Raw genomic sequence first — 12439 nt, 5'->3', positions numbered from 1 at the left:
ATAAATTAAATGGGCTTGAGGTTATGATTTCAATTTGTTTTTCCCACGAGAAGGGCGGCTTCTTTTAAGCGATGAATCAATTGGGGATCAAGTTCGGGGAGAGCAGACATGAGATCTTCTTCTTCACTTTCCGCTACGGCTTCAGGATTTATAAAGCCGGCACGAACTATCTGCTCGGCCACGCTTTGGTCAATGGCTAAAGAAGAGGCCATTTCTTCAGCCGCTTTAGTGATTTTTTGAGTAAAATTATCGACCACGAAAGAAGGTTCTTTAACAATATCAATATCCCAGCCGACAATTTTAGAAGCAAGCCAGGCATTTTTTCCTTTTTTGCCAAGGGCTATAGAATAGTTTTCTTCATCGACCGTAACTTTAACACGATGATTTTGTTGATCGACTTCCACCTTTTTTACTTTTGCAGGTTTAAGAGCTTCAATGGCGAGTTCTTCAACATTGGGAGACCATTTAAAAAGATCAATTTTCTCACTATGGAGTTCTCTTACTATGTTTTTGACTCTAGCCCCTCTTACACCCACGCAAGAACCAACAGGATCAATTTTGGGATTGCTACTCCAAACTGCAATTTTAGTACGGAATCCGGGTTCTCTAGCGATAGCCTTGACTTCGACTATCTTGTCTGCTACTTCGCTGACTTCCAATTCCAACAGACGCAAAATAAAATTAGGATGGCTACGAGAAAGGATGATCATTGGGCCATGAGGGGTATCGTCCACGGAAAGCACATAGGCTTTTATCCTTTCTCCTACAACATATTCTTCCGTGGGGACCCTTTCTTTAAAAGGCATGATTCCTTCGTATCTTCCCAAGTCTATAATGATATCGGATCGTTCTATCCTTCGTATTGTTCCGCTGACGATGTTGTTGATCCGGTCTTTAAATTCCGATAGGACCATTTTCCTTTCAATGCCTTTTAGAGCTTGGTTAATCGTCTGCTTAAAGACTTGAGCGGCAATTCTTCCAAAATCCTTAGGAGTAACTTCTACTTCAACAAGGTCACCGATATTGACATTGGGATCGATTTCCCTCGCTCTTTTAAGGGAAATTTGATCATGACTGTTCTGAACTTTTTCTACAACCTCAAGTTTTGCCCGAACATTGATCCGTCCTGTTTTAGGGTGTATTTCTACCCTGAGATCTCTTGCAGGTCCAATGCTTTTTTTTGCCGCCGCAAGCAATGCCGATTGCATCGCCTCGATGAAAACCTGCCTGTTGATCCCTTTTTCCTTTTCCATGTATTCCATGATAGCTAGGACTTCCTGATTCATGGCTTTCTCCTTAAATTTTAAAGAAAAAAGTGGAAACTCTCCAAAAGTTTCCACTTTAAAAATCAACAAAACCAGTGGTGAAATAATTTAAACTTATCGTTATCTTCGGTCAAGATTTGATTTTCTTTCTTTCTCTTTCCATAAAATATAGTTTGTGTTTTAAAAATCTCTAGCATGATCGACCCTATTCAAAAAAAATCTCTTTTTGATTTCCCTCATCCTCTTGGTATTATTGCTGGCCGGGGCGTTTACCCGATTTTGGTAGCGGAAGCGGCAAAAAAAGCGGGAGTTGAAAAGATTTATTCGGTCTGTTTTGTCTCTGAAACCGATCAAAAAATGGAGTCCTTATCCACCACGGTGGAATGGATCCGAGTGGGACAACTATCAAAGATGCTTCAATTTTTCAAAAAAAATGAAGTAAAACGAGCGATAATGGCAGGAGGAGTAGCTCCTTCCCATCTTTTCGAGTTAAGACCCGATTTAAAAACCCTTTTGCTTCTTGCCAAACTTAAGGAAAGGAATGCTCATAGCTTGTTTGGCGCCATAGCTGAAGAACTGGAGAAAATTGGAGTTTTACTTTTGAAAGCCACAACATTCTTGGAAGATCAATTAGTTCCCTCCGGACATTTCGGGGGGCCGCAAATTAAAAAAAGATTTTGGGGGGATGTTGAATTTGGTTTTAGAATTGCTAAAGAAATAGCTCGACTCGATATTGGTCAATCCGTCGTTGTAAAAAATGGGACGGTTCTTTCCGTTGAAGCCTTCGAAGGAACCGATGAGACCATGAAAAGGGGGGGCGAACTGGGGAAGGGAGGAGCCATGCTTGTAAAGGTGAGTAAGCCTGACCAGGATTTCAGGTTTGATGTTCCCGTCATCGGTTTAAAAACGATTGATGCTGCATTAAGATATGGAATTGGGGTTATTGTTTGTGAATCCGAAAAGACTCTTGTCTTAGAAAAAGGAAAGGTAATCGAGATGGCTGATCAATCAAAAATCAGTCTTGTTGGATTTCCCTAGGAATGTTTAACCGATGAACCCAATAAAACTTGGAGTGATAGGTATAGGCCACATCGGACAACATCATGCCCGCTTGTATGCGCAGATGAATGATGTCCGTTATGTAGGCTGTTTTGATAGAGAAAAGAATGCCGCCGAAGCCCTATCTAAAAAAATAGGAGGCAAGGCTTTTGACTCTTTGGAGGACTTATTAAAAGAAGTCGATGCGGTGTCGATCGCCACCCCCACCCCGTCTCATTTTGAAATAGGGATGAAATGCCTTCAGTCCGGAGTTCATGTCCTGATTGAAAAACCGATAACCGCAAGCCTAGAAGAGGCCAAGGCTCTTGTAGAGGCGGCTAAAAAAAGAAATGTTATTTTGCAGGTGGGACATGTCGAAAGATACAACCCGGCTTTCAGGGCCCTTGAAGAATACCTGACCAATCCAAGGTTTATTGAATGCCATCGGCTTTGTCCTTACCCGGGGAGGAATGTAGAGTTGGGCGTGGTGCTGGATTTAATGATCCATGACTTGGAAGCTATTCTTCATTTAGTCCGTTCGGAGATCCAGCTTATCGATGCGGTGGGGGTTTCTGTTTTGAGTTCTACCGAAGATATTGCCAACGCAAGAATTAGATTTAAAAATGGAGCCATAGCCAATGTTACCACCAGTCGCATAAGCCCGGAGAAAATGCGTAAAATACGCATTTTCCAGGATGACGCCTATATTTCTTTGAATTATCTCGACCAAAAGGGAGAAATTTATAGAAAAAGAGATAGCCAGATCGAATGTGCTCCTATACCTATAGAGAAAGGAGAACCTTTATTTTTTGAGTTGCGATCTTTTATCGGCTGCATCAACTCAAAGGACAATCCCCTGGTGGGTGGGAATGAGGCGGTTGAAGCTTTGAAACTGGCCATGCGCATTACCGAATTAATCCAATTGAGAAGTTGAAAAAAATGACCCAGCTAAGACAATCCAAAGCGAAATTTCTCCTTGTTGCCGGGGAAACGAGTGGGGACATTTATGGATCATTGTTGATGGAGGCCATTGGCCAATCTGTTCCTGATGCCGTGTTCCTGGGAGTGGGAGGGCCTCGTATGGCTGCAGCTGGGCAGGTTCAACTTTATGATCTGTCGAAACTTGCTGTTGTCGGTCTTGTGGAGGTTTTTAAACATTTAGGGGAAATCAGAAAAATTTTTCTCGATCTTGTCCATTGCGCACTTGTGGAAAAACCCGATTGTGTCATTTTGATCGATTATCCGGGATTTAATCTGAAACTGGCCTCTAAAATCCGAAAAGAGTTACCTTCGATTAAAATCGTTTATTACATCAGCCCCCAGGTATGGGCATGGCATAGCCAAAGAGCGGAGAAATTCAATAAACTTATCGATTTGATGTTGGTTATTTTTCCATTCGAAAAACCGTGGTTTGAAAAGCATGCTCCCAAGCTCAACGTGGAATGGGTCGGGCATCCCTTAATGGATCGGCTTCTTCCTAATAGCTTGCCCACGGCTTCTTCGAATGCACCCAAGATTGCTTTGCTGCCGGGGAGCAGAAAAATGGAGATAACCAGCCATCTGCCTATCCTTTATAAAGCGGCATGGAAAATGGTCATGAGGGGTAAAGATTATCAATTTATATGGATTGCTCCCAATGAAGAACTTGTAGAAGTTGGTTTGTCTTTGTTAGGGTTAAAAGATTTACCTGAATGGCTGAGAATACAGGTTGGCTATCCTCTTTCCCATATTTCTCGGTGCAAGCTGGCTATTTTGGCCTCCGGTTCGGTATCGTTGGAATGTGCCTTGCTTGGAGTTCCGCAGATAGTGATATATAAAACCAACCCCTTGACCTACCAAGTTGGCAAAAGGCTCGTCAAAGTTCCCTACCTTAGTATCGTCAATGTCTTGGCTAATGAAAAAGTCGTTCCTGAATTTGTTCAAGAGGCGGCTCAACCTGAAAAAATCAGTGCCTTGGCTATAAAATTGATGCATGACGAAGGACTAAGAAATGAGATGCGAAACAAGATGATGGCGGTGGTAAATCAGCTGGGTTCAGCAGGGGCAAGCCAAAAAGCGGCGAGCCTTGTATTGGCTTTGCTAAAAGGAGAACAAAAAAAAGAGATCCAATCGATTACATCTTAGGCGTCAACCCGGGGAGGCGGGTAAGGAGTTCGGGAGGGTCGGCGATTTGATCTTGAAGTTGTCCGCAATAGAAAATGCGGACAATGTATCCATAAAACCTTTGATTTTGAACAGGCCGTTCCGGTTTATAATTTATGCGTAAAATTTCCGTCTGATGGATGGTCCATGTGGGAAGAGGATTTTCGAAAGAACTGGTGATTTTTGCGTTGGACTGAAGGATGAGTCCCTTGTCGATCTCATCGTAAATGTAAACTTGATAACGGATCTGTTTGGGGTCTATGCGGATAGAGGGATCCGTCAATAGGATAGGAATCCGCAAGGTCACTTCTTGGCCCCAAAGGGTATTGGATAAATTGCTCTTTTCAACACGAATTTTCTCAAGGACTAGCGTTTTACCCATCCCATGAGGATCTTTTAGAGAAGAGGGGATCAAGGAGGGAGATGAAAAATCTTTTTGAGCTTGGTTTTTAAGAGTTGCTATCTTTTGATGAGCTGTTTTATACAAGGAGCCCGATTTCTTGTCTTGGTTTGCAATCTTGCTCCAATAGATATATGCCCTTTGGCTGTCTTTTTGACGTTCAGCAAGTTGAGCCTGTTTTATAAGCACCTCAAAATTTGTAGGATCCACTTCTTCCGCATTATTAAGAGCGTCATGGGCTAAATTCAGGTCGCCTTCCTTTTCAAAGCGTTCAGCATCTTTAATGAAGGCATCCAGCTTTTCTTCCTTGCTTTCTTCGGCTATAGAAGAAAAATCTTTTTTGAGTTCCTTGGAATGGATAACCGGTAATGTTGGAGGCTTGGGAGAGAGGAACGAAGGCAAGGGAAAAGAACGATTGGAGGCCTGCAGTCGATCTTTCTTGGAAACCTGGTTGAAAACATAATGCCTTAGCCAAAAAATGGATAGAAGAGAAGAAAGCTGGATAAAAACTACAAGGATAACGAACCTGACCGCCCAGGCGTAGATGGGAGGTAAAAGATGCTTGGAGGTTTTTTCTTTAGAAGGTAATTTTTCTACAGACATCAATGGGATAGGATATTATTTGCAAAAACGAAAAATGACAAGTCCCTTTTCTTTTTTTAAACTTTTCCCCCTTGCTTCTCTTCTTTTCTCGACTAGAAAACGAATAAATATTGCTTGATTTTTTTAAGCCGGCTATTTAAATCTATAAAAATTAGTCAAATATTAAAATAATGGAAAAAGCCATTCCAGAAGTTGTTGAACGCTCACCTACAGATCAAGAGCTTATCCTTCGGATGAAGTCCGGAGAATTAGAAGCTTTTGATATATTGGTAGAACGGTATCAAAAAAGACTGTATAGGGTTATTTATGGAGTTCTTCTCCATCACGAAGACACGAATGATGTCTTGATGGAAACTTTCCTTAAGGCCTACAAGAATATAGGAGGCTTTCGCATTGGTGCTTCTTTTTATACGTGGATTTACCGCATTGCCGTTAATACGGCTATAAGTTTCAAAAGAAAATCGAAGTTTACGCCTCAACCCTTTCCCCATTTTTCTGACGAGGAAGAGGGGCAAGTAGAAAAGGAATTTGTCGATTACCGCTCCGGGGAACAAGCGGTAAAGCAGATTGAGATGAAAGAGTTAGGAAAAATTTTAAATGAAGCTTTATCCAAACTTTCAGAAAAGCATCGTGCGGTGGTTGTTCTTTTTGACCTAGAGGAACTGAGCCATTCAGAAATAGCGAAAATCATGGGCTGTTCGGAAGGAACAATTCGCTCTAGATTGTTTTATGCTCATAAACAACTTCAAAAGATTTTGAAAAATGATAATAACTTTATAAGTTAGAACTAACAAGCTGAAGTGCAACTCGAGATGATGGAAATATTGGAGGCCTTGATATGGAGATGAAGAGTCAAGACAGGATGGAGCTGGAAGGTTTGAAAAAGAGAATCAAGGAGCATTTAGAACAACAAGTGGAAAAACATGCTTCAGCTCATTATTTTGAGCAGATGCATAAAAGCCTTCATCGAAGGCTAAGAGTAGAGATGATAAAAAACACGACCTTTTCCGAAATGCTTTTTGAAAAACTCCAGTGGTTTTTTGATGCGGAGAGGAAGGTTTTATTCCGTTCCGCATTTGCCGGCATTTTTATTTTCGTTGCTTTCTTGGCTGCCATGAGCATCGGGCTTTCAAAACGCACCCAGAATATCAGCCCTTCTTCCTTGGCGGCGACCAATTCGATAAGCCCACAGGGTGAGGGAAACAAGCAACCCTTGCAGGTTATTTCTTCTTCAGTGCCATCAAAACAGCCACTTGAAATCGAATCCACTCGGCTTTCGCCTAGTTTGCCCCATTCTCAAGATTCTCAATCCGTTGTCCAGGATAGTCTTACTCACTATGAAGCAATGGTGGCTTTTTAAGGTTTCATTCCCAAGAACAGTTCCCTCGTTTCTTTTTTTTTTCCTTGTTTTGCTAGGGGTTCCCTATGCTATCGGCTCCGAAAACCTTTTTGACAGCATTGGAAAAGAAGTAAACAGGATTTTTGAAAGCAACAAAAGTGCGGTGGTCCGCATTCGTATCGAAAAAAGAGGAGGAGTAGACGGTTATTGTTCAGGCTTTTTCATTGATCCCAAAGGGATAGTGATCACTGCCTCAGCTGGACAAGCAGCCGAGGCTCTTTTTTATGTAGAGTACCGTAACCAATGGCATTTAGCCAAAACAGTAGGTGTTGACGAAAGAAGCGGAGTTGTTGTTCTTCAAGTCAGTGATGATCAAAAACCTTTTCCTTATCTTAAACTAGCCAAGACTTTGGATGTTGCTCCAGGGATGCCCGTGATCGGGATCGGCTTTCCTTACAATCTTCCCTCCTCTCCTTCTTTTGGTTTGATTGCTGGCAAAGAATGCGAATATTTAAACCATTTTTTCCCAACAACCCATTTGAGGATAAATGCAAGGATCAATCCCGGTCAAGTTGGTGGTCCGCTCATTAATTCAAGAGGGCTAGCTATTGGGATGATAACCATGAGTATCAAAGAGGAAGAGTGGAGTTATGCCCTTCCGAGTAACGCGATTAAAAAGGTCGTTGACGATCTATGTCAATTTGGAAAAGTCCGTTATGGTTGGGTAGGGGTAGCCGTTACAAAGCTAGGGAAAGAAGATGCCGAGGGTAAAGTTGTCGTGGCTCGTCTTTTCCCCAATACACCCGTGGTGGGAAGTGGCTTGCGGGAAGGGGATGTGGTTGTCTCCATAAATGGAAAAAAAATTGAGAACTTATCCGATGTCATGGATGCCTCCTTTTTTGTTTCTGTTGGCCAAAAAATACCCGTAAAGGTAATAAGGGACGGGAAACCGCTTTTATTTGAATTCTTGGTTGGGGATAGACCGCTAGACGCTCCTTCGGGTTCGACAATTTTGCCCAGCAGTCCAGAGGAACTTAAAAAGGCTTGGACCAATCCTCTCCCCGTGAGCACTGCTCCTTTATCCCCTCCTATTGAAAAAACAAACGGTTCCCGTTGATTGGGTTGATTTGTTTGCCGGAGAATGTTTTCTATTCTTGTTGTTTTAGTTTAAAAAGCTATTGTTAAGTAATGGAGCAAAAACCAGCAGTTGTTTCAGTCAAAGTTCAAAAGAAGAAACACGCCGTAGTGCCTTCGGGTGGACTTGGAGCTTTTTTTTTCTGGGTCTCTTTAAGTGTTTTTCTCGGCGCCAGTGCCATATATTTTTATGGCCAGTATGTTTCCCTAGAAAAGACGGTTAGGGTGCTTAAAGAGGAAGACGAACTTTTAAAACAAGAAAATCAAAAGCAAAGGGCGGTTGTCGATCAACTCCAAGCCGAACTAGCGCAAACGGGGAGTTTATTAAAAAGCCAGGAAGAACTTCTTGAAAAAACAACCCAGTCTCTCAAGGCGGTTGAATCAAAAAAAAGGCAAGAAGAAGCGGTTTCAACGCACGAAAATTTTACCCTTATTCATGAAATGGCTCAAAAATTAAACGCTCTCTTTGCCGAAGAAATACAAAAGGGAGAATCTTGGGTAATACAAAACCCGCAAAACATAGTCATTCGATTCAGTAAGAGTGCACTGTTCAGTTATGGAGGAATTAAAATAAGTAATAGTGGAAAAGCCCTTCTTGAAAAATTGATCACGGCCCTCAAGCCTTACTTGGATAACTCCAAAGAGGCGAAGATCGAAGTTTGTGCGTATACCGACAATGATCCCCCGGCATTGGAAGTGCAGAATGTATATCCAACAAACTGGGAAATTTCAGCCATGCGTTCAGCAGCGGTTATCAGGACGCTCATTCAATTGAGCCAGCTTCCCGAGGATATTTTTTCTTTGGCCGCCGGAGGAGCAACTAAGCCCATTGCGGACAATAGCTTCCAAGAAGGGAAAGAAAAAAATAGAAGGGTAGAGATTACTCTTTATCTCCCAATCCACAATTCCGATTTTAGGGCCACGGTTAACCCCGCCTCTGTGAATTTAGGAAAAGAAAGCCTTCCAAGCCTCAAAGGTAGAGACGAATAACCCATTAAAGAGATAAAGCTAAAGAGCTAAAGGCTGGAAAACGAATGCCTGAAAGACAAGAGGGGGGTAGAATCAATACAAGGATGAATATAATTTCAATCGAGCTTCTTTTGCTTTACGCCTTCTTCGGTTGCAAGGTTTTTCAAAAGCTTTTCTTAGCCTTGCCTCTCTAAGCGTTCCTTCACGGTCAAGTTTCCTTTTTAATCGTCGTAAAGCCTTGTCGATAGATTCTCCCTTTTTTACTTTAACTTCGGTCATACATTCCTTTCGATAATCTCTACCTTATCGCTATTAAAAACCTATTCAATTTCCTGTTGAATTAAATAAGCCGATTTGAAAAGCAGGAATTTACTAAAAGACAGATCCATAAAAAAGGCAAGTTTTTTTACGGGGTTTTTTTCTATTGACTTCGGTAAGGGGTGCACGGCCTTTTTGAACAGGCCAATTTTGGATGGGGCTCCCTTGTTGAAACGGAGCGGGGGCTCCAGCTCCTTCAGCTGTTTATAGTTTTGGAACCAAGGCAAGAGCCCCTTGGACCTTCCCTTCTCTCAGTCTTTGAAGAGCGTTATTGGCCTCGGTTAAAGGTAAAACTTCCACTCGAGTTTGGATTTTGAATTGCGAGGCAATTTTAAAAAACTCTTCGCCATCGTCTCTTGTAAGATTGGCCACGGAAACGATTTTTCTTTCTCCCCATAAAATTTCATAAGGGAAAGAAGGGATGTCAGTCATGTATATCCCGGCGCAAACAACTGTCCCTCCTTTTTCTACGGCACGAAGGGCTTGAGGAACCAAGGCTCCTACGGGGGCAAAAATGATAGCCGTGTCCAAAAGAACAGGAGGTAAGGTCGTGGAGTCCCCGGCCCACGCAGCACCAAGGGAAAGAGAAAAATCCTGGCTTTCCCTATCTCCAGGCTTGGAAAAAGCAAAAACGGCTTTCCCTTGATGATTGGCGATCTGAATAAGAATGTGAGCAGCGGCTCCAAATCCATAGAAACCGATGCGAGCAGATTTTTCTGCATGCCTGTAGGAGCGAAACCCGATCAATCCAGCGCACAAAAGAGGAGCAGCCTCTTCATTAGAGTATCGAGGAGGAATAGGAAAACAAAAGCGTTCATCGGCAACTATCCATTCTGCATAGCCTCCATCCCGTGTATACCCGGTAAATTCGGGCCTGTCGCAAAGATTTTCTCTTCCTGTAATACAAAACCGACATTGACCACAGCTTTTCCCTAGCCAAGGAACTCCCACCCGTTGACCAATTGAAAACTTGGTAGCACCGCTACCTAATTTTCTTACAATTCCCACCACTTCGTGCCCGGGAATGAGATTCGGCTTGGGATTAGGAAGTTCTCCATCGACGACATGGAGATCCGTTCGGCATACGCCGCATACGAGTACCTCCAGGAGAACTTCACCCGGACCCGGACTGGGTATAGGGACATCCTTTAAAACGAGCGGGTTTTTGGGTCTTTCAAGAACCATAGCTTTCATCATCGTTTTTCCGCGTTTGAGACCCCAGCATTCAGGCTGGGGAGGAAAGCGCGGCCTCCTTTGGTTGGGCTCCCCCGGTAGGCCTGGGGGAGCCATTTTTTTGCCCTTACGGGCCATGTTACGTGCCCCTTGAGGGGCGTCTCCCCTCGGGAATGTTGCATGCCTGCCGTATGCCGGAGTACCCCAGCGCCCTTGCCCTCGCGGTTGTCTGCAACTCCGGCTTCGAGGGGTTAGGGCTTTAGAAAGCATCCCAATGTCGGTCTTTTGCTCTCCATGCAACGTAGCGGACTAGGTAGCGCTTTCCCTGGTCAACCTGAGCCTGCGCTTACCCGCAAGCTCCGCCTCTTAGGACGGGGTAGTTGACTCGAGGATAAGCTCCTTGCTTGAGTCAGCTCATGCTCATGTAGAGTAATTTCATCTTGCATTTTAACGGATTATAACAAAAAATTACTCTCTTCGAGTTTTTAAATAAATAAAAAATTCAAAAAGACAACTATGCGATTAGATATAATCATTGTAGCCGATCTTGGCCAAATCAAGGCATTCAAGGTTATCAGGGATGAACTTACAGCTCACAGCCACGTCCAACTCATAGATGATCAGATCATTGAAATGGGAAGGAAAAAACTGAAGGATATAGATACCGACAAACAGGGAGAGTTTGCAGTCGTCAGTTATCCATTGACAGGAGAAAGATCTGTGGGAGAGAGGCATAATGAGAAACTGGAAATTCGGAGAAAATTGATTTGTGAATTATCGAAAATAATCGGCCAGATCATTAAGAAATACAATCCTTCGGCTTGGGCTTTGTCAGCAACTGCGGAAATTCTTCCAAGAATTATCGAAAATCTGGATCAAGCGACGAAGAAAAACCTGATCAAGACAATTCCTGCGGATTTAACCAAAATTGATAAAACGGAGATATTGCAGCGATTCGGTGTCAAATAATTTGCTCCCTTCCTGTTGTTGGAAGAGCAAGCAAACAGCCGATCCTCTTTTTAGCTTTTTTTTTATGCGTGCTATTCCTTAGCCGATGCTGCCTTGCCACCCTGCTCTCTTGGCTTGCCTGTTAAATTGGAGCACTCCTTAAGCAAAGTTTTACGCGGTCCTTGGTGGAGAGGGCGGTCAACTTTGTTCCCGTTTAGTGAGCAAGGGGTTTGAACAGTTGGTTAATTATTTGATCTTTTTCAATCTTTCTTGTACATTTTACTTCTTATTGGCCGTCTTGAACGGCCCTACGGCGAGTTCCACCGGAAGGCATGCCTGTGGAGAGGAAGGCTCTGGCCTGGAGCGCACGCGCCGGCCCCGTCCGCCTCAATGGGTAAGTCTGTCAGCTTTGCCCCTGTTTGAGCACAACTGAGTAAGTCTGAGGCAACGGATGGTCTATTCTTGTAAAAGGGCAAGAGCATGAGATGTTCCAATTCTTGTTGCTCCGGCCTCGATGAGATCCAGGGCAAATTGTTTGGAACGAATGCCACCTGAAGCTTTTATTCCTATCCAAGGAGGCAACAAGGACTTGAGAAAATGAATATCTTCAATATTTACGCCTCGGGGTCCGTATCCCGTAGAGGTTTTTATAAATTTTGCTCCTCCTTGAATAGCTGCATAGGAAGCTTTTTCGATCTGGATCCGGCTGAAATATCCTGTTTCAATTATCGCCTTGACCACTTTTCCATTGGCGACTTCACAGATAGCCTTGAGCTCTTCTTCTATGACTGCCCATTGGTTCGTAGAAACGGCCCAAAGGGGAACAACCACATCCAACTCATCGGCTCCGTCTTTGATCGCCTCAAAAGCTTCCAACGTTTTAACCGTGGTCTTGTTGGCCCCGAGGGGAAAGCCAACGACGGTGGTAATCTTGAGGGAACTTTTCTGAACCAGCTTGGTGGCCTGGGCTACCCAGCAGGGTTGAATGCAGACGGAATAAAGGCCATGTTGCTTAGCCTCTTCACAAAGCTTGACGATATCCTCTTTTGTAGCAGTGGGACGAAGGAGGGTGGAATCGATAAAAGCTGACAACTCGGCCATTAAACCTCC

Annotated in this window: 13 protein-coding genes; 8 read left to right on the top strand and 5 right to left on the bottom strand. The window is 43.4% G+C overall.

Features of this window, described 5'->3' with window-relative positions:
• Window positions 1–29: 29 nt before the first annotated feature.
• A complete protein-coding gene (nusA, locus tag MINF_RS08245; protein WP_048810525.1) occupies window positions 30–1286 on the bottom strand; it encodes a transcription termination factor NusA in 1257 nt (418 codons plus the stop codon).
• A gap of 174 nt (window positions 1287–1460) precedes the next feature.
• Between nusA and MINF_RS08240 the strand changes: the two genes are divergently transcribed.
• The 3 genes from MINF_RS08240 to lpxB are packed head-to-tail and all read left to right on the top strand — an operon-like array spanning window position 1461 to window position 4427.
• Window positions 1461–2303, top strand: coding sequence for an LpxI family protein (locus MINF_RS08240; RefSeq protein ID WP_012464197.1), 843 nt, complete (start codon window positions 1461–1463; stop codon window positions 2301–2303).
• Between the two features lie 13 nt (window positions 2304–2316).
• Entirely contained in the window at window positions 2317–3237 is a 921-nt protein-coding gene (locus MINF_RS08235; RefSeq protein WP_012464196.1) for a Gfo/Idh/MocA family protein, read from the top strand.
• 5 nt (window positions 3238–3242) lie between these two features.
• Complete coding sequence (lpxB, locus tag MINF_RS08230; RefSeq protein WP_048810294.1) at window positions 3243–4427, top strand: lipid-A-disaccharide synthase; 1185 nt, start codon at window positions 3243–3245, stop codon at window positions 4425–4427.
• On the opposite strand, the gene MINF_RS08225 is transcribed toward lpxB, so the two are convergent.
• On the bottom strand, window positions 4417–5448 hold the full coding sequence (locus MINF_RS08225) for a tetratricopeptide repeat protein (protein WP_012464194.1): 1032 nt from the start codon (window positions 5446–5448) through the stop codon (window positions 4417–4419). The two genes, lpxB and MINF_RS08225, sit on opposite strands and share 11 nt — an antisense overlap.
• A 170-nt stretch (window positions 5449–5618) precedes the next feature.
• On the opposite strand from MINF_RS08225, the gene MINF_RS08220 reads away from it, so the two are divergent.
• From MINF_RS08220 to MINF_RS08205, 4 genes are all read left to right on the top strand, one after another.
• A complete protein-coding gene (locus MINF_RS08220) occupies window positions 5619–6233 on the top strand; it encodes an RNA polymerase sigma factor (protein ID WP_012464193.1) in 615 nt (204 codons plus the stop codon).
• A 53-nt stretch (window positions 6234–6286) separates the two neighbouring features.
• Window positions 6287–6808, top strand: a complete 522-nt coding sequence (locus MINF_RS08215; RefSeq protein WP_148205210.1) for a hypothetical protein — start codon at window positions 6287–6289, stop codon at window positions 6806–6808.
• Complete coding sequence (locus MINF_RS08210) at window positions 6786–7904, top strand: S1C family serine protease (protein WP_048810292.1); 1119 nt, start codon at window positions 6786–6788, stop codon at window positions 7902–7904. The genes MINF_RS08215 and MINF_RS08210 overlap by 23 nt, the downstream gene beginning before the upstream one ends.
• Window positions 7905–7975: 71 nt before the next feature.
• The gene (locus tag MINF_RS08205; protein WP_012464189.1) at window positions 7976–8911 is read left to right on the top strand and encodes an OmpA family protein; all 936 of its coding nucleotides are present in this window, start codon (window positions 7976–7978) and stop codon (window positions 8909–8911) included.
• A 72-nt stretch (window positions 8912–8983) separates the two neighbouring features.
• Here MINF_RS08205 and rpsU read toward each other — a convergent pair whose 3' ends face one another.
• Window positions 8984–9169 carry a 30S ribosomal protein S21 gene (rpsU, locus tag MINF_RS11025; RefSeq protein ID WP_012464188.1) on the bottom strand — a complete coding sequence of 62 codons (186 nt, stop codon included), beginning with the start codon at window positions 9167–9169 and terminating at the stop codon, window positions 8984–8986.
• Window positions 9170–9412: 243 nt separating this feature from the next.
• Complete coding sequence (locus MINF_RS08195) at window positions 9413–10402, bottom strand: zinc-dependent alcohol dehydrogenase family protein (protein WP_048810524.1); 990 nt, start codon at window positions 10400–10402, stop codon at window positions 9413–9415.
• A gap of 495 nt (window positions 10403–10897) precedes the next feature.
• On the opposite strand from MINF_RS08195, the gene MINF_RS08190 reads away from it, so the two are divergent.
• The gene (locus tag MINF_RS08190) at window positions 10898–11350 is read left to right on the top strand and encodes a host attachment protein (protein WP_012464185.1); all 453 of its coding nucleotides are present in this window, start codon (window positions 10898–10900) and stop codon (window positions 11348–11350) included.
• Window positions 11351–11785: 435 nt separating this feature from the next.
• On the opposite strand, the gene deoC is transcribed toward MINF_RS08190, so the two are convergent.
• Entirely contained in the window at window positions 11786–12430 is a 645-nt protein-coding gene (deoC, locus tag MINF_RS08185) for a deoxyribose-phosphate aldolase (RefSeq protein WP_012464184.1), read from the bottom strand.
• Window positions 12431–12439 lie beyond the last annotated feature (9 nt).

This window comes from Methylacidiphilum infernorum V4 (assembly GCF_000019665.1).
In the GTDB taxonomy this organism is placed as follows: domain Bacteria; phylum Verrucomicrobiota; class Verrucomicrobiia; order Methylacidiphilales; family Methylacidiphilaceae; genus Methylacidiphilum; species Methylacidiphilum infernorum.
The sequence above is the reverse complement of the archived record's forward strand: the minus strand, read 5'-3'. Positions and strand labels throughout refer to the sequence as shown.

Bases quoted from the DNA above. Each gene is read 5' to 3' on its own strand.
- nusA (WP_048810525.1), bottom strand. From the start codon at position 1,286: ATGAATCAGGAAGTCCTAGCTATCATGGAATACATGGAAAAGGAAAAA.
- MINF_RS08240 (WP_012464197.1), top strand. From the start codon at position 1,461: ATGATCGACCCTATTCAAAAAAAATCTCTTTTTGATTTCCCTCATCCT.
- MINF_RS08235 (WP_012464196.1), top strand. From the start codon at position 2,317: ATGAACCCAATAAAACTTGGAGTGATAGGTATAGGCCACATCGGACAA.
- lpxB (WP_048810294.1), top strand. From the start codon at position 3,243: ATGACCCAGCTAAGACAATCCAAAGCGAAATTTCTCCTTGTTGCCGGG.
- MINF_RS08225 (WP_012464194.1), bottom strand. From the start codon at position 5,448: ATGTCTGTAGAAAAATTACCTTCTAAAGAAAAAACCTCCAAGCATCTT.
- MINF_RS08220 (WP_012464193.1), top strand. From the start codon at position 5,619: ATGGAAAAAGCCATTCCAGAAGTTGTTGAACGCTCACCTACAGATCAA.
- MINF_RS08215 (WP_148205210.1), top strand. From the start codon at position 6,287: ATGGAGATGAAGAGTCAAGACAGGATGGAGCTGGAAGGTTTGAAAAAG.
- MINF_RS08210 (WP_048810292.1), top strand. From the start codon at position 6,786: ATGAAGCAATGGTGGCTTTTTAAGGTTTCATTCCCAAGAACAGTTCCC.
- MINF_RS08205 (WP_012464189.1), top strand. From the start codon at position 7,976: ATGGAGCAAAAACCAGCAGTTGTTTCAGTCAAAGTTCAAAAGAAGAAA.
- rpsU (WP_012464188.1), bottom strand. From the start codon at position 9,169: ATGACCGAAGTTAAAGTAAAAAAGGGAGAATCTATCGACAAGGCTTTA.
- MINF_RS08195 (WP_048810524.1), bottom strand. From the start codon at position 10,402: ATGAAAGCTATGGTTCTTGAAAGACCCAAAAACCCGCTCGTTTTAAAG.
- MINF_RS08190 (WP_012464185.1), top strand. From the start codon at position 10,898: ATGCGATTAGATATAATCATTGTAGCCGATCTTGGCCAAATCAAGGCA.
- deoC (WP_012464184.1), bottom strand. From the start codon at position 12,430: ATGGCCGAGTTGTCAGCTTTTATCGATTCCACCCTCCTTCGTCCCACT.